Annotated in this window: 13 protein-coding genes; 5 read left to right on the plus strand and 8 right to left on the minus strand. The window is 57.5% G+C overall.

Translation table 11 applies throughout. The features are described from left to right. Positions 1-123: 123 nt before the first annotated feature. From EQG79_RS25345 to EQG79_RS25360, 4 genes are all read right to left on the minus strand, one after another. On the minus strand, positions 124-1839 hold the full coding sequence (locus EQG79_RS25345; protein ID WP_129605375.1) for a GMC oxidoreductase: 1716 nt from the start codon (positions 1837-1839) through the stop codon (positions 124-126). Between the two features lie 15 nt (positions 1840-1854). Continuing rightward, entirely contained in the window at positions 1855-2397 is a 543-nt protein-coding gene (locus tag EQG79_RS25350) for a gluconate 2-dehydrogenase subunit 3 family protein (RefSeq protein ID WP_240699448.1), read from the minus strand. Positions 2398-2481: 84 nt separating this feature from the next. Then, complete coding sequence (locus EQG79_RS25355) at positions 2482-3624, minus strand: App1 family protein (RefSeq protein WP_129605378.1); 1143 nt, start codon at positions 3622-3624, stop codon at positions 2482-2484. 1 nt (position 3625) lies between these two features. Then, positions 3626-4213 (minus strand): TIGR04282 family arsenosugar biosynthesis glycosyltransferase, encoded by a 588-nt coding sequence (locus tag EQG79_RS25360; RefSeq protein WP_129605382.1) that lies wholly within the window; start codon positions 4211-4213, stop codon positions 3626-3628. A gap of 146 nt (positions 4214-4359) precedes the next feature. Between EQG79_RS25360 and EQG79_RS25365 the strand changes: the two genes are divergently transcribed. The 5 genes from EQG79_RS25365 (at position 4360) to EQG79_RS25385 (ending at position 8071) form a co-directional block, all read left to right on the plus strand. Beyond that, positions 4360-4758: a Rid family detoxifying hydrolase gene (locus EQG79_RS25365; RefSeq protein WP_129605386.1), complete on the plus strand. Its 399-nt coding sequence runs from the start codon at positions 4360-4362 to the stop codon at positions 4756-4758. 90 nt (positions 4759-4848) lie between these two features. After that, a complete protein-coding gene (gltX, locus tag EQG79_RS25370; RefSeq protein WP_170315668.1) occupies positions 4849-6381 on the plus strand; it encodes a glutamate--tRNA ligase in 1533 nt (510 codons plus the stop codon). 81 nt (positions 6382-6462) lie between these two features. After that, entirely contained in the window at positions 6463-6756 is a 294-nt protein-coding gene (locus EQG79_RS25375) for a hypothetical protein (protein ID WP_077923656.1), read from the plus strand. 168 nt (positions 6757-6924) lie between these two features. Further along, on the plus strand, positions 6925-7701 hold the full coding sequence (locus EQG79_RS25380) for a TIGR00266 family protein (protein ID WP_077923655.1): 777 nt from the start codon (positions 6925-6927) through the stop codon (positions 7699-7701). Positions 7702-7780: 79 nt separating this feature from the next. Beyond that, the gene (locus EQG79_RS25385) at positions 7781-8071 is read left to right on the plus strand and encodes a hypothetical protein (protein ID WP_077923654.1); all 291 of its coding nucleotides are present in this window, start codon (positions 7781-7783) and stop codon (positions 8069-8071) included. 454 nt (positions 8072-8525) lie between these two features. Here the strand turns inward: EQG79_RS25385 and EQG79_RS25390 are convergent, their stop codons facing one another. The 4 genes from EQG79_RS25390 to EQG79_RS25405 all read right to left on the minus strand — a co-directional run bounded on the left by EQG79_RS25390 (position 8526) and on the right by EQG79_RS25405 (position 16605). Continuing rightward, positions 8526-9632, minus strand: a complete 1107-nt coding sequence (locus EQG79_RS25390; protein ID WP_077923653.1) for a mechanosensitive ion channel family protein — start codon at positions 9630-9632, stop codon at positions 8526-8528. A gap of 117 nt (positions 9633-9749) precedes the next feature. Beyond that, a complete protein-coding gene (locus EQG79_RS25395; protein ID WP_129605390.1) occupies positions 9750-11201 on the minus strand; it encodes a DUF1501 domain-containing protein in 1452 nt (483 codons plus the stop codon). A gap of 55 nt (positions 11202-11256) precedes the next feature. Then, on the minus strand, positions 11257-14721 hold the full coding sequence (locus tag EQG79_RS25400) for a DUF1553 domain-containing protein (RefSeq protein WP_129605393.1): 3465 nt from the start codon (positions 14719-14721) through the stop codon (positions 11257-11259). A 348-nt stretch (positions 14722-15069) separates the two neighbouring features. After that, on the minus strand, positions 15070-16605 hold the full coding sequence (locus EQG79_RS25405) for a c-type cytochrome domain-containing protein (protein WP_129605396.1): 1536 nt from the start codon (positions 16603-16605) through the stop codon (positions 15070-15072). Positions 16606-16652: the final 47 nt, after the last annotated feature.

Below are 16652 nucleotides of genomic sequence, written 5' to 3' on the forward strand. Positions count from 1 at the left end.
CCCTAACATACCGAAAGCCCCGACACCATACCATCGTGTCAGGGCTTTTGGGTAAATAACGTGAGTTATGACTGTCAACTATTTGACCGGAAGTTTATTCATGATTCACGGTAAATACCATACCTACAAAGTCTGCCGCTTCATTTCTTTCACGGCATAGTCTACCGAGCGAGCCGACATAGCCATGTAGGTCAGCGACGGGTTCTGCGTAGAGGTAGAGGTCATGCTGGCCCCGTCGGTCACGAATACGTTTTTGACCGCGTGCATCTGGTTCCACTTGTTCAGGATCGATGTTTTCGGGTCTTTTCCCATTCGGGCACCGCCCATCTCGTGAATGTCCAGACCGGGATTTCGTTTGTCATCGCGGGTGCGGATGTTGGTGAAGCCGGCGGCCGTAAACATCTCGGTCATCTGCTCCAGGTAATCCTTCACCATTTTCTCGTCGTTATCGTCGTAAGCCACCGATATTTTCAGCTGCGGAATACCGAACGGGTCTTTCTGCGCGGAGTCGAGGGCTACGTAGTTGCTTTCTTTCGGGATAGTTTCGCCCATCATGTGGGAACCTACGTACCAGCCGCCCAGCGTTGGGTTCAGCAGGCCTGACTTCAGGTCGGCACCGAGCCCGTCCTGGTTGGTACGCGAGATTCGGCCAGCCGAGAAGCCAGCCGCGTAGCCACGCAGGAAGTCGGTTTCCTGCTTCATGACGTTGCGGAAACGCGGGATATAGGGACTGTTCGGACGGCGCCCGTCGGTAGTCGACTCCAGGAAGCCATCGTATTCACCCGATACGCCGGCCCGGTAGTTATGAAACGCTACGTATTTACCCAGCACGCCACTGTCGTTGCCCAGCCCGTTCGGGAAGCGGGCAGAGGTCGAGTTCAGCAGGATGAGGTTGGTATTCAGCGCGGCTGCGTTTATGAAGATAACGCGGGCATAAAACTCGGTCATCTGCTTCGTGTTGGCGTCGATAACACGAACCCCGGTTGCTTTACCTTTCTTCTCGTCGTAGATGATCGAGTGAACGACCGAATGGGGCCGGAGGGTCATTTTGCCGGTTTTGGCGGCCCAGGGCAGGGTGCTGGAGTTACTGCTGAAATAGCCGCCAAACGGACAGCCACGCTCGCAGATGGTCCGGTGCTGACACTGCGCCCGGCCCTGTTGCAGGTGAATCGGCTTGGGCTGGGTGATATGAGCCGCCCGGCCCATGATCACGGGCCGGCTGTTCTGGTAGCGCTTCGCCATTTGCTCGCTGAAGTGCTTTTCTACGCAGTTCCACTCGTGCGGGGGCAGAAACTCGCCATCGGGCAGTTGCGGCAGTCCGTCTTTGTTACCCGTAATACCGGCAAACTTTTCTACGTAGGTGTACCACGGAGCCAGATCGGCGTAGCGGATCGGCCAGTCAACGGCGAACCCGTCGCGGGCGGGTCCCTGAAAATCGAAATCGCTCCAGCGCTGGGTTTGCCGCGCCCACATCAGCGACTTGCCGCCCACCTGATAGCCCCGAATCCAGTCGAAGGGTTTCTCCTGCACGTACGGGTGTTCGGCATCTTTGACAAAAAAGTGGGTCGACCCTTCGTAAAAGGCGTAGCACTTGCTGATAATCGGGTTCTGTTCTTTGATCTCGCGCGGCAGCTGGCCCCGGTGCTCAAACTCCCAGGGGTTCATCATCGTAGTCGGGTAATCCGTCACGTGCTGCACATCGCGGCCGCGTTCCAGTACTAGGGTCCGAAGTCCTTTACCCGTCAATTCTTTAGCCGCCCAGCCGCCACTGATTCCCGAACCAACCACAATGGCATCGTAGGTATTGGCTGCCTGCGCATCAATATTCAAATAAGACATACGTCGACAAGACTTTTATTTGGTTTGGGGAATTGCTTTGGCAGGCACCGGCACACAACCGTGGTAACGGCCCGGCACCATTTCGTACTTGGTCAAGTTGGTCATGACGTACTCCGAGCTGGTATATCCCCGGATGGTCAGCGCCTTTACCAGTTTGTAGAAATCGGTCTGGGTTTGCTCCGCCGACTGATTCAGGCGTTTCAGCACGTCGATCCGTTGGGGCGTATCACACTCGCCGAACGAACGGCTGTAGGTCTGCCGGGCCATAGCCTCCGTAGCGGCCAGACCCTGTTTCAGCGTCTCGGCGGCTTTGGGCTCGTAGCAGTCAGCTACTACTTTCTGCAGGAACGAATGAACGCCCAGGGCTTTGGCGCCCGGCGTATCGGTTTCGGGAATGATGGTATCCACAACGATGGCCAGTAGCTCATCCTGCGGAGCCGATAATAGACCGGAAGAGGACCCAATCGTATTGGCATTCCAGCCGTTTGCCCAGGCTGGCAGGCTGATAAATCCGCCGACCGTTACGGCCAGTTGTTGAAGAGCTGCGCGTCTTTGCACGAGAAGTAAGTAGCGTTAAGCGTAAACGAAGCAATAAAGATAATCAACCCGTCTTATATACTTAACGCTACTTACTTACTATTCTTATCCCTCCGCATCGGCCCGGCGGTCGGCCCTGATTTCGGGGATCGTATCGGGGTCGATCAGCCCCAGCGAGGCCGCATGTTCGGCAGCCGCCACGGTATCCGACACGAGCAGCATCGGCACCTGGTGCGTCTCGGCAGTACGGATCAGCTCGCGCACGGAAGCGTCGCGGGTTTCGGGCGTAACGTCGCGGATGTAGATGGCCCGGATGCGGCCCGGATTGTCGCGAACGACCTGGGTATAAATTTCGGGGTCCTGCTGACCACTGTCGCCAATGAGCACAAACGTCAGCTGGGGGTTCACGTCCAGTACTTTCCGGATCATGGCCAGCTTATGGGTATGGTGGCTCGACGAGGCCAGCAGCTTAGGATCGAGGCCCAGGTCACGCAGCAGAATAGGCCCTTTCGGAATGCCCTGTATCCGGAAAAAATCGATCAGCAGATCGTAGAGATTCCAGGGGCTGCTCGATACATAATAGATCGGGTTGAACAGGGTCGTGACGGGGCCGCTCTGCAGCGCCCGGTAAAACGCGGCCACTCCGGCAAACGGAAGCCGGGTGTAGGCATTGCCCAGAAACGTAAGCCGTGCCGTTTGCAGAATACTCGTGGCGCCCGTAACCAGCACCGTATCGTCAATGTCGGAGATGACCCCAAACTGACTGAACGGGGGCGACACCATCAGATGCCCTTCTTTTACGACCGGCTCCCGGGTATCAGGCTGCACAATGTCATCGAGCGCGTACCGCACCGGAAACCAGACCCGGCCCGGGTAGGCCATCAGCAGATCGTCGGGTGGGTTGACCGTCACCTCAAAATAGCCTTCTTCGTCGGTCTGGGTGGTGTAGGCCTGCCCGAATGCTTCTACGCGGACGGTTACGCCCGGTACCTCGTCGCTCTCGAACCGCTGATAGGTAGCGACCAGATTCTCCCAGAACGTGTCATTATCGGACTGGGTAGACAGGTCGCGTTCGCGCAGTACGCGGCCTTTCAGGTACACGGCCGACGGACTCCCGAAGCCCCGGTAATACACGATTTTGTAGGGTTTACTGGCGTCGAGCCGTCCGAACAGGCGATTCTTCAACCGATCGAAGTGCAGCTCGGCATCGGCAGATGCATTCACTAAAAAGTCTTTCCACGTTGTCATGCTATGTACTGGATACCCGTTCGTAATCCGACCACTCATCGATGTCGGTTAGTTCTTCTAACCGCTCGAACGTCAGGTTGTTTTGCTGCAGGGCCAGTTCGGTAAGCTGCCGGAGTTCGGGCTGGCTCCAGGGCATCTTTTCGAACAGAAACGAATGCAATGCATTCATACCCAGTAGATAATATCCCCCATCGGTAGCGGGCCCGATCACCACATCGGCTTCGTCGAGAGCCGAGAAGGCCTGCCGGAGATGGTCGGCGGTAATGGCCAGGCAGTCGCTGCCGATGATGACTACCTGCCTGGCGCCTTCGGCAAACTGCTCCCGAAAAGCGGCCAGCATGCGTTCGCCAAGGTCGTTACCGGCCTGTAGTCGTTTCTGGTAGCCGTTCCAGCCGTCGTTGCTGTTGATAAAGTCGCCGTAGTATACCACCCGCGGCCAGGGCAGCAGCCGCGTAATCTGCTGGGTATGCTGCAGCAGATGCCGGTATACCTGCACCGCCCGTTCGTTGCCAACGGTGCGGGCAATTCGCGTTTTAACCGTACCCGGAATCGGGTTTTTTACGAAGATGATAAGATGTCGGTCAGCCATACGGTGGTTTGTCGGACCGCCCTGGCGGTCGTAACTTTGCAAAAATAGTCGATGCTGGCGCGCCCGCACGATCGTCGGTAGCCCGTGCTGACAGTTCTGCCTTACCTGACGAGCCGCAATCGACTGTTAACCATCTACTAACAAGTATGACCAAGCAAATTGTTTATACCGATAAGGCCCCGGCACCCATCGGGCCCTATAGCCAGGCGATTCTCGTGAAGCCGGCAGCCGGGGGCGGAACCCTGTATGTATCAGGCCAGGTAGCCATTGAGCTGGCTCCGCTGGGCGACATCCGGGCCGAAACCCGGAAGGTAATGGAGAACATCGGGACTATTCTGCAGGCGGCCGGGCTCTCGTACAGTAACATCGTCAAAACGAGCATCTTCGTAAAAGACATGAACAACTTCGCAGCCATCAACGAGGTGTACGGCGAGTTTTTCGCCGGTGATGCCGATTCGCCCTACCACCCCGCCCGCGAAACCGTTGAAGTGGCCCGCCTGCCCAAAGATGTAAACGTCGAAATCTCTGTCATTGCTGTTGACTAACTAGAGGATATATCCAACGAGCCGAATCAGGCTGGCCTTGCGGCTGGTTCCGGTTGTCTGGCTGTTATGTCTTCCTCCCCACTATATATCATGTCAAAACCTGTTCGCGTACGGTTTGCACCCAGCCCTACTGGCCCGCTGCACATTGGTGGGGTGCGTACCGCACTCTATAATTATTTATTTGCCCGCAAGATGGGGGGCCAGATGCTGCTCCGCATTGAAGATACCGACCAGAATCGGTTCGTGCCGGGTGCGGAACAATACATTCTCGATGCCCTGGCCTGGGCAGGTATCCAGATCGACGAAGGCCAGGGCGTTGGCGGGCCACACGCGCCCTACCGCCAGTCAGAACGGCGCGACCTATACCAGCAGGAGGCCCGGCGGCTGGTCGACGAGGGCAAAGCCTACTATGCCTTCGACACGGCCGACGAGCTGGATGCCATGCGCCAGCGGCTCGAAGCCGCCAACGCACCCGCGGCCCAGTACAACGCCATTACGCGGATGCAGATGCGTAACTCGCTTACTCTGAAGGCCGACGAGGTTCGCGCCCGCATCGACGCTGGCGAGCCGCACGTGATCCGGCTCAAGACCCCCCGCAAGGAAGAAGTGCGGCTCAACGACCTGATCCGGGGCTGGGTCAATGTCCACTCGTCGGCTATCGATGATAAGGTGCTGCTGAAGTCAGATGGTCTGCCTACCTACCACCTGGCCAACATCGTCGATGATCACCTGATGGGCATCACCCACGTGATCCGGGGCGAAGAGTGGCTGCCGTCGGCTCCGCTGCACGTGCTGCTGTACCGGTACCTGGGCTGGGAAGATACCATGCCGCAGTTTGCTCACCTGCCGCTGCTGCTCAAGCCCGAGGGCAACGGAAAACTCAGCAAGCGCGACGCCGACCTGGGTGGCTTCCCGATTTTCCCGCTGCAATGGACCGACCCCGTTACGGGACAGGTGGCACGTGGGTTCCGGGAAGATGGCTACCTGCCCGAAGCGACTATCAACTTTCTGGCCCTGCTGGGCTGGAACCCCGGTACCGAGCAGGAGCTGTTCACGATGGATGAGCTGATTGCCAGCTTCGATCTTGCCCAGGTCCACAAAGCCGGTGCGCGCTTCGATATCCAGAAAGCGCAATGGTTCAACCACCAGTATATCCGGCTCCGCCCCGACGCCGAGCTGGCCCCCGCCGTTCAGCAGCAGGCCGAAGCCGCCGGATACGACTGTCCGCCCGAAAAAGCCGAGAAGATTGTGGCCCTGCTGAAAGGCCGTGTCAACTTCGCCCACGAAATCTACGGTGAAGCCGCCACGATCTTCAATGCGCCTGCTACCTACGACGAAGCCATCGTGGCTGCCAAATGGAACGACGATGCCATCCGGGCCGCTACGGCCTTCTACGACGCGCTGCTGACGTATGCGGGCCCGTTTGTGGCCGACGACATCAAGCATCTGCTGGCCGACACCATGACCCAGGCGGGTATCAAGCAGGGGAAAATTATGCAGGCCATGCGCGTAGCCCTGACCGGTTCAGGCGCCGGGCCGGACCTGATGCTGACGATGGAAATCATCGGAAAAGACGAAACCGTTAGTCGGCTGAAGCAGGCTCTGCAAACGCTGGCGCGGTAGATTGCCTCACGGGGGTGAGCGGAAACTAACCCTCACCCCCTTTTTTCAGTTGTATACAAATTGGCAACGCATCACCCGGCTATGGCTAAGAAAAAACCCAACCCCGACGAAAACGAAAAACCCCGCGTTCATAAAGAACTGGAAGGGTTCGACATTCAGATCAACTCGTTCGGTGAAATCACGACGAGCTTCGATATTGATCGTATCAACCAGTTTCTGAACCGGACCGTCGACGATAAGAAGCTGCGGCACCGAACTGACCTCAACCTGAAGGGCGATCCGCAGGCCGACGATGCCGATGAGAAAACCAAAGACGATGACACCCTCTTCGACGAGTCGGATAACGACCTGCCCGACGACATCAATACCCGCTAGGCTACCTGACCAGGTCATCGTATAAACGCATACTCAAAAAAGTCCGACTGGCGAAAATGCCCGGTTGGACTTTTTTTTGGCCGTTAGTCAGAAATATCACCGACCAAATGCGCAGCTTTCTGTAGTTTTCGTCCATAGATGACCGAGACCTGAAACTAATTAACGCACATGTACTCTCACGAAATCGACTACAAAATCATCGGCGAAGACATCCAGATCGTCGAAATCGAACTTGACCCGAACGAAACCGTCATTGCCGAAGCAGGCTCGATGCTGTATATGGAAGACGGCATCCAGTTCGAAACCAAAATGGGCGACGGCTCGCAGCCGGACCAGGGGCTTATGGGCAAGCTGTTTCAGGCCGGCTCGCGGTTGCTCACGGGGGAGTCGCTGTTCATGACGCACTTCACCAACCGGGGCAACGGCAAGCGGAAGGTAACCTTCGCGGCTCCTTATCCCGGCACGGTTATGCCGCTGAACCTGGCCAACATATTTGGCAATACCATTATCGTACAGAAAGACGCGTTTTTGTGTGCGGCCCTTGGCACCCGGCTTAGTATTCACCTCAACCAGAAACTGGGGGCCGGCTTCTTCGGGGGTGAGGGGTTCATTCTTCAGAAAGTACAGGGCGACGGGATGGCGTTCATCCACGCCGGTGGCGTCGTTATCGAGCGGACGCTGAATAACGAGCTGCTCCGCGTCGACACGGGCTGCGTAGTGGGTTTCGAGCCGAGCGTGAGCTTCGACATTCAGCGGTCGGGCGGGCTTAAAAGTATGATTTTTGGCGGTGAGGGCTTATTTTTGGCTACCCTGCGCGGCTCAGGCAAAGTCTGGATTCAGAGCATGCCGATCTCGAAACTGGTTCAGCGGTTATCGCCGGGTGGTGGACAGGCCAACAAGGAAAGCGGCTCAGTGCTAGGCCAGCTGGGCGGACTGCTGGATTGAACAAACTTTACGCAGATAATGTATACTGATCAACAGACGATGAGTTATTGTCACCTGATCAGTATACCTCAATAAAGCTATGGAAGTCATTTGCACGAACGATAAGTTTCCGGCACCGGTGCTGGCCTTTTATGCCGAGTTTGGCATACAGACCCCCAAGCAGGATCAACTCTACACGATCCGGCAGGTGAAGCGCCACACCACTGGCGACACGGGCGTCCTGCTGAACGAGATTCAGAACCCCGATGTACCGGTGAAACATCCGGTTATGGGTGAGGTCTGGTTTGAGCCTACCTTCAACATCAACCGCTTTGCTACGCTGCTCGGCCAGCCTGTGCGGCAGGAAGAACTCGAAGACGTAAACGCCTAATTACCGTTCTGACGGGTGTCGGGCGGGTAAGCTGTGTTCTGCAGCCTACCCGCCCGACTGCGTTTCGGACAAACCATAAGGACCAGGTCGTCGGATGTAGAGACGCGACCGCGACGGCGGCCCGGCCTTCGCGTCCCATACGCGACAGCAACAAAACCATCCGGACAAGAGACGAAACCATCCGGACAGGAGACGCAAAGGCCGGGCCGCCGGGCGGTTGCGTCTCTACGCTTCACCTCTCACCGTGGTACGTGTCCCCACGGACCACATACGCGACAGGAGACAAAACCATCCGGCCAGGAGACGCAAAGGCCGGGCCGCCGGGCGGTTGCGTCTCTACACCGTGGTCCGTGTCCCCACGGACCACATGCGCGACAGCAACAAAACCATCCGGACAGGAAACGCCAGCCATCCGGGCAGGAGACGCAAAGGGTTGCGTCTCTACGTGGCAGCGCTACGCTTTGGGCTTCAGCTCTTCGCTGAGCATCAGGCGGGTCTGGGGCAAACTCTGCGGGTATTCATCCCGGACAAACGCAATGAGCTGCTCGCGTAGGTAACAACGCAGGTCGAAAGCCGATGGCGCATCGCGGGCCGATACGAGCACCCGTACTACGATACAGGTTGGCTGGGTGTCCGTCACCTGAACGGCAAACGAATCGCCACTCCAGAGCGGGTTAGCCTCGGTCAGTTCGCGGGCTTTCTCCCGGATTCTGTCGACCGGTACGTTATAATCCAGGTAGAGAAAGACAGAGCCGGTGATAGACGCGTCGGAGCGGGTCCAGTTTTCGAAGGGTGTTTCAACGAAATAGGTGATGGGCAGAATGAGCCGACGACGGTCCCAGAGCCGTACAATAACGCTGGTCAGGTTAATTTCTTCAATGCGCCCCCACTCCTTTTCGACCACTACCGCATCGTCGAGCCGGATCTGCTGGTTGAAAGCGATCTGAACCCCGGCCAGCAAGTTGGCCAGCGTTTTCTGGGCCGCAAAACCAATCAGGACCGAAACCACCCCGGCCGACGTCAGCACACTCAGGCCCACTTTACGACTACCCTGGAAGGCGATCAGCAGCAGCGAGGTACCAATGATCACCACCCCAATGGCCAGTATCCGGCGGGCAAAGCGAACCTGCGTCACAAACTTGCGCTGCGACAGGTTCACATCCTGGGTGGTGTCATACTGCCGAATCAGAAACAGCTCCCCAAACTTGAGCAACTGCACCGCCAGCCACGTACTCGCCACCAGAAACAGCACCTCGGCCGACTTATCAGCCACGGGATGCCGACGCAGAAAACGCGCCGACTGAATATTGGTGGCCAGCAAAAAAAACAACGAGGGCACAAACACCCAGAACGCCCAGCGCACGTGCGTACGCAGCAGAAGCAGCGTCTTAAACGACCGGCGCCGGTTCACAAACCGAATTGTCTGCGTCACAACCAAATTGACCGCCAGCCCCAGCAGGACGGCCGAAACAAGCAGCACCCACCCCGACAAATCACGATTTGGCTGGTAGCCTGCCCACCGGATCAGGGCGCGGATCCACGTTTCAAGTTGTTGTAGCATGGCGCAAAAATAACAAGACCTAAAAGGTTTCTCAGAACCTTTTAGGTCTATTAACTCGGTTTACGGATTACCGAGCGCGTTAATAAGCGCCGGATTGTGGCCATACGACCCTGTTTGTCAGGCCAGTAATGGCTTTACTACCTTACCATGTACATCGGTCAGGCGATACCGGCGCCCCTGGCTCTTGAACGTCAGTTTTTCGTGATCGACCCCCAGCAGATGCAATACGGTCGCCTGGAAATCGTGAACATGAACGGGCTGGTTGACCACGTTGTAGCCAAAATCGTCGGTTTGGCCGTAGACCATTCCTTTTTTCACACCGGCCCCGGCCATCCAGATCGAGAAAGCGCGCGGGTGGTGGTCGCGGCCGTAGTTGTCGCGGGTGAGTTTACCCTGCGAGTAGGCGCCCCGCCCGAACTCACCCCCCCAGATAACCAGCGTATCGTCGAGCAGGCCGCGTTGTTTGAGGTCCATAATGAGCGCGGCCGATGGCTGATCAACGCTTTTTGTCTGGATCTTGATGTCGTTGGGCAGGTTACCGTGCTGATCCCAGCCCTGGTGATACAGCTGAACGAACTTAACGTCTTTCTCGATCAGCTTGCGGGCCAGCAGGCAGTTGGCAGCAAACGTTCCCGGCTTCCGGCTGTCGGGCCCGTACATGTCGAAGATATAGTCCGGTTCTTTCGAGATATCGAGCGTTTCGGGTACGGAGGTCTGCATCCGGTAGGCCATTTCGTACTGAGCCATCCGGTTGTTAATTTCGGGATCGAGCACGTGTTTGAACTGCTCCTGGTGCATCTTACCGAGGTAATCGAGCATCCGGCGCCGGCTGGTTTTGTCGATACCGGGCGGGTTATTGAGGTAGTAGACCGGGTCAGGGCCCGACCGAAACACGACGCCCTGATGCACCGACGGCAAAAAGCCATTGCTCCAGAGTTTAGCGTAGAGTGGCTGGTCACCGTCACGCCCTTTGCTGAGCAGTACCACAAACGCCGGCAGGTTCTGGTTGTCGGAACCCAGCCCGTAACTGATCCACGACCCAAAACTGGGCCGACCGGCCTGCTGACTTCCCGTCTGAAAAAACGTAACGGCGGGGTCGTGGTTAATGGCCTCGGTATGCATCGACTTGATAAACGTCAGGTCTGACGCGATACGGGCCGTATGGGGCAGGAGTTCGCTGATGGTCATCTGCCCGGGGCCGTAGGTAGCAAATTTGTATTTCGACGCAGCCAGCGGAAACCGGCTCTGGCCAGCGGTCATCCCCGTCAGGCGCTGCCCTTTCCGAACCGACTCGGGCAGGTCCTGCCCCCACATGGCTTCGAGCCGCGGCTTGTAATCGAACAGTTCGAGCTGCGACGGCGCCCCACTCTGAAACAGGTAGATCACCCGCTTCACTTTGGGCGCAAAATGCGGCTTACCCACGGCCGGATTCTCGCCCGCTGACGTACCGCCGAACAGATTGGCCGGGTTCAGCAACGACGCCAGCGCAATGGTCCCTAACCCCGCGCTGCTCTGCCCCAAAAAGGTTCGGCGGCTCAGCTGATCATGCAATTGGTCCTGAATATCCATAGTATGAGATGGCGCCGGATCGGCCAGTTTCGTACAGCCTCCGGACCGCTGGCTTTTACCGTTTTATAATCGCTTCGTCGAAATTCATAATCGTACTCGCTACCACCGTCAGAGCGGCCAGTTCGGCCGGGTTCTGCGCTTTGTCGAGCGGGTATTCGCCAACCGACAGCAGTTCCCTGGCGCGGCTGGGGTTCTTCCGGAAATCAGCCAGCTCTTCGTCGTACAGCTGTTGCATCAGCGCAAGCTCGCCAGATCGGGGCTGCCGGCTGACTACGGCTTTGAAGCACTCGCTGATGGCCTGCTCGGTTGTTGTTCCGGTGCCTGCTTTCTTCTGCGCCAGTACCCGGGCCGCTTCCACAAACTGCGGATCGTTCAGGGTGACCAGCGCCTGCAGGGGCGTGCTGGTCTTTTGCCGTTTTACGATGCAGGTATGTCGTTCAGCCGCATCGAAATTAAGCATCATAGGCGGGGGCGAACTCCGTTTCCAGATCGTATACATCGAGCGCCGGTACAGACTGTCGCCGTGGTTTTGCACATAGCTTACCGTGTTTCGGGTGGCCAGAGCCTCCCAGATACCCGACGGCTGGTAGGGCCGGACGCTCGGGCCGCCAACCCGCCGGTTTAGCAGACCACTAGCGGCCAGTGCGTTATCGCGCACCTGCTCGGCGCTCATCCGGTAGCTCGGGCCGCGCGTCAGAAAGGTGTTATCCTGATCGATCTCGCGGACCTTCTCCGACGTTACCGACGACTGCCGATACGTAGCCGACATGACGACCAGCTTGTGCAGGGCTTTCATGTTCCAGCGGTCTGACGCGGGCCCGCTTCCTTCGCGGAATCGTATGGCCAGCCAGTCGAGTAATTCCGGATGGCTTGGGAGAGCGCCCTGGTTGCCGAAGTCGTCGCTGTTTCTGGCCAGCCCTTGCCCGAAATACTGCTGCCAGACCCGGTTCACCACAACGCGGCTAAAGAGCGGATTCTCGGGCATCAACAGCCACTGAGCCAGACCCAGCCGGTTCTTGGGCATATCGTTCGGCATCGGCTCGAGACTGTGCAGCACGTTGGGCGTTACCACCTCGCCGGGGGCATCGTAGGCCCCCCGCTTCAGCAGGTGAGTTACCCGCGGTACCGACCGCTCCTGCATGACCATAACCTGATCCTGGTTGGTATACAGCATCAGTTCTTCGCCCCGTAGCTGCATCGCTTTGGCATATTCGGACCGGTACACCGGATCCTGCGCCGTTACGTAATACGTATACAGCCCCGCCCGCTGAGCGGCCGTCCGTTGCGAGTCTGGCGTACGGAGTGCGGCCGCCAACGCGTCGGGCTGGCCAGCCAGTTTGGGCATTTCGATCGGAGTCAGGCAGCGATCGTAGATGCGAAGCTCATCGACCGCAAAATCCTTGTAAAAATAGTCGTGCATCCGCCCCACATAGAACGCATGCTGAGCCCAGTGAGTCCGGTCTTTCCCATACACCATGCTGTGGATCAGGTTATCGGCGATGACCCGGGTACGCATGGGTTTACCATTCAGGTATACCGTAATTCCATCAGCGCGGCCCATGCCGTTGTAGGCGAAAGCTACCTGAAACCACTGGCGAACCGGCACTTTCTCGACCGACTCAAGATCGATAGCGTTGGCAGGCCATACGTGGCTGAAGGTCAGCTTGAGCCGTCCGTCGGCGAGCAGGTCAAGTTGATAGCCACGCTGGCCATCCATCGGACCGGTCGTGCGACCCATAAGGGTGAGCGCCATGTTGGGCTTGGCCAGGTTAAACCAGCTGCTCACCGTAAACGGCTGATTCTGCTCGAAAGCGCCGAAATTCCACGGTAACTCGATAAAGCTGTCGCCGGGCAGAAAACGAGCCTTACCGAAGCGCCCCGCCACCGCATAGGGAACTTTGTCGGGGTCGCCCCCGAGCCGGGCCGGCAGGGTGTCGTTGACCGTATTGGCGAATGCGTTTCGGGGGTCTTTCCAGAGTTCTTCTTTAGTTTTTCGTTTGGCTTCCGGTTTGGCTTCCGCCTTTTTCGATTTACCCCGGGCCTCGTCGGCTTTCCGTTTCGCTTCCTCGAGCTTTTTCTTTTCGGCCTGGGCTTTTACAAACGCGCTGATATCGGTCCGGTCGGCTTCGTCGAAGGTGTAATGCGCGATCAGGCCCGAATCGGCCGACGACAGCGGTTGCTGCCGGGCTTTGCTGAGCCATTGCCCAAAACGCTGCTGGTAATCGGAGCGGTTCGGATTAATTTTTTGCCGGATCGGTGTCAGCTTTTCGCGGATAAATTTCAGTTTGGCTTCCGTTTCGGGTTTGGTCAGGGTAATGGTCGGCGCGGCTTCGCCATTGTACGGAATCTGCCCCCGGTCGTTGTTGCTGTTGAAGAACGCAAACAGCGAATAATAGTCCTTCTGGCTGATAGGGTCGTACTTATGATCGTGGCAACGAGCACACTCGACGGTTAGCCCCAGCATGGCTTTGCCGAAGGTATTGGTCCGGTCGGCGACGTATTCGACCCGGTACTCTTCGTCTACGATACCCCCTTCCTGGCTTTGCTGGTGATTTCGGTTGAACGCTGTTGCGATGAGCCGTTCGCGCCGTTCGGCCTCGCTTTTCGGCGCGGGCAACAGGTCGCCGGCCAGCTGCCAGGTAATGAACCGGTCGAAACTCAGATTCCGGTTATAGGCCCGGATAACCCAGTCGCGGTACGGCCACATGGTACGAAGCCCGTCGTCCTGATAGCCATGGGTGTCGGCATAGCGAGCTACGTCGAGCCACTCAACAGCCTGCCGTTCGCCGTAATGAGGGCTTTTAAGCAGCCGGTTCACCACCTTCTCGTAGGCATTGGGGCTTTTATCGGCCAGAAAGGCATCGACCTCCGCCGGTGTGGGCGGCAGGCCGGTCAGGTCCAGCGTTACCCGCCGAATGAGGGTGGTTTTGTCGGCTTCGGGCGCCGGACTCAGTTTTTTCTCGCGTTGTTTGGCCAGTACGAACCGATCAATTTCGTTACGGCTCCAGCTGTCGTTCTCCAGTTTAGGTACCGCCACCTGAGCCGGTGGAATCAGCGACCAGTGTTCTTTGTATTCGGCTCCCTGCTCGATCCACCGGGCCAACAGGGCTTTCTCTTCCACACTGAGCGTCAGGTTCGACTCGGGCGTGGGCATTACATAATCAGGATCGGTACTTATGATACGGTGAAACAGTTCGCTACTGCCCAGCTTACCCGGCACAATGGCTTTCTTCCCACTTTCGGCCAGGGCCTCGTAAGCCCCCTCGGGCGTGTCGAGCCGAAGCCCGGCCTGCTGCTTGGCTTTATCCGGCCCATGGCAGGCAAAGCATCGGTCTGACAGAATTGGTTTAACGTGCAGGTTATAATCTACTTTTTCGGGCAGGCTGGCTTCGGCAGCTACCAGCTCAGCCGGTTTGTCGACCGATGAGTGACAGGCGGTGAGCCAGACCGAAGCGCCAAACAGACCAACGGTGGCCGTAAGTAGTGTATAGCGCAATCGCATGTCAGACCAGACAATCATTATACAGATAGGTTAGGTATAGTTGGTCACACAAAAGAACGTCGGATTGGTGGCTAACCACGACACTATTTTGCCTCTTATTTGATCAATCTTTGCCTTTTCCCGGCCTGGCAGCGGGGCGATTCGGTTAGCCTGCCTACGTCATCCCCACAACCAGCTGGCTGCTATAATCTTACGCAGTCAGGCTTACAACCGCCAAACAGAATCAACGGCCGGCGGCTTTCAATGCGAAAGGATTTAAGCTTGTTGCAATATAACTTTTTTCAGCCAGGAAAAGTGCATGGAGACGCGTAACCGATCCGTAGCAGACTGTTGCGGGGAGCCGGTTTCAGGTTGTCACCCGGTTTTTCAGTTCTTTGCCGGTTCGATGGCTTTATCACCAGCCTGACCCGCTTTGGCAAACTCGGCAACGGCCTGCTCGTTGATACCGCCAATGATTTCTAGCCCGGGGCGGGCCTTTTTAAGGGTTGCCAGGCCGGTTTCGGTCACTTTGGTTTGCCAGATGTAAACTGTTCGTAGCTTGCTCAGAGTAGCCAGTTCGGCCAGCCCCATATCTGTGATCCCCGTTCCGTAGAGATTGAGGTATTCCAGGTTGGCCAGCCCTTTGAGCTGTTTCAGTCCGGCATCGGTTACCTTCGTCTGCGCCAGATGCAGTTTTTGCAGGTTCTTCAGTTTAGCCACCTGTACCAGCGCGGCATCGGTGATACCGGTATCGCTCAGCTTGAGCCAGACTAGCTGATCGCTGATTTTTGGCAGCAACGCAGCCTGGGTGTCGTTGAAGGAACGGGCGTTGACGGCGCTCACTTCTAACTGATTCTGTTCTTTCGAAAGCGGCAGAACCAGCAGGCCGGCTTTTTTCAGTTCATCGATCACGCCGGGCTGCGCAGCGGGAACCTTCATAGTCAGCACCGGCGATTCGGGAGCCGGGCCGCTGGTTGCAGCTACCGCCGTACCACCGCCCGCCGGAGCGCCACCGCCCAGCGCAGCCAGCACGGGCCGGATAGCATCGTTGACTTTCAGGTCCGATACTTTCTTGTCGAACGGCGCGCCCTGATCAATCCACCACGTAAGCAGCGCTACCTGCCCTTCGGTTAACTGGGTTTTCCCTTTCGGGGGCATATGGTGATCATCCTCTTCGGGCAGTAAGCACCGCTTGATCATCTCGCTGTCGGTGCCTTTGCCCGCCACGAACACCGGCCCGTTTTCGCCCCCTTTCCGAATCATCTCGGGGCTATCGTAGCGCAGATCACCTTTCGACTTTTCGGCGTTGTGGCACTGAACACAACGGCTTTGCAGGATAGGGTTGACAATCTGTTCGTACACCAGCGCCTGGTTCACATCGGTGATTGGTTTCATGGCGACGGCTTCAGCCCGGGGCGGCAGGCCGGCCAGGGTCCGGAACGGTTCGGGCGTGTACTGCGTCAGGTAGTCGGACCCGTGCGTCAGTGAGCCACCATGGTGACCGGCTACGGCCAGCAGCACCAGCGAAACGACCAGCGCCGGCACGTACAACACCGATCCCAGCGGAATCCGGTCGCCCAGCCAGTCGGACTTGACGGCCCAGGCTACCCAGGCGAAGCCAGCTACGCCGATGCCCTGCCACATGTGTTCGTCCAGGATTTCTTCGTCATAGCCCCCGCCCAGCGACAACAGATAGCCAAACACGCAGGCCATCGTAGCGCTAACCGCCGACCAGAACAGCACGGCCGTAATCGTTGAATCGTCGACACCGATCTTGCCCAGGCGCCGGCCTGCTTCCAGAATACCGGCTACTACCAGAAACCCGATGGGCAGATGAACAATAAGCGGATGAAACCGGCCAAAAAACAAGGCCCAGTCAGAAGGTTGTGCCGCAACGGCTTGTACTAAAATCAATGCGTTCATAAACGACATTCCGGCCTGAAAACCGGCAAAAAATAACGTGTAGAGTA

This window comes from Spirosoma sordidisoli, from assembly GCF_004138325.1.
GTDB classification, from domain to species: domain Bacteria; phylum Bacteroidota; class Bacteroidia; order Cytophagales; family Spirosomataceae; genus Spirosoma; species Spirosoma sordidisoli.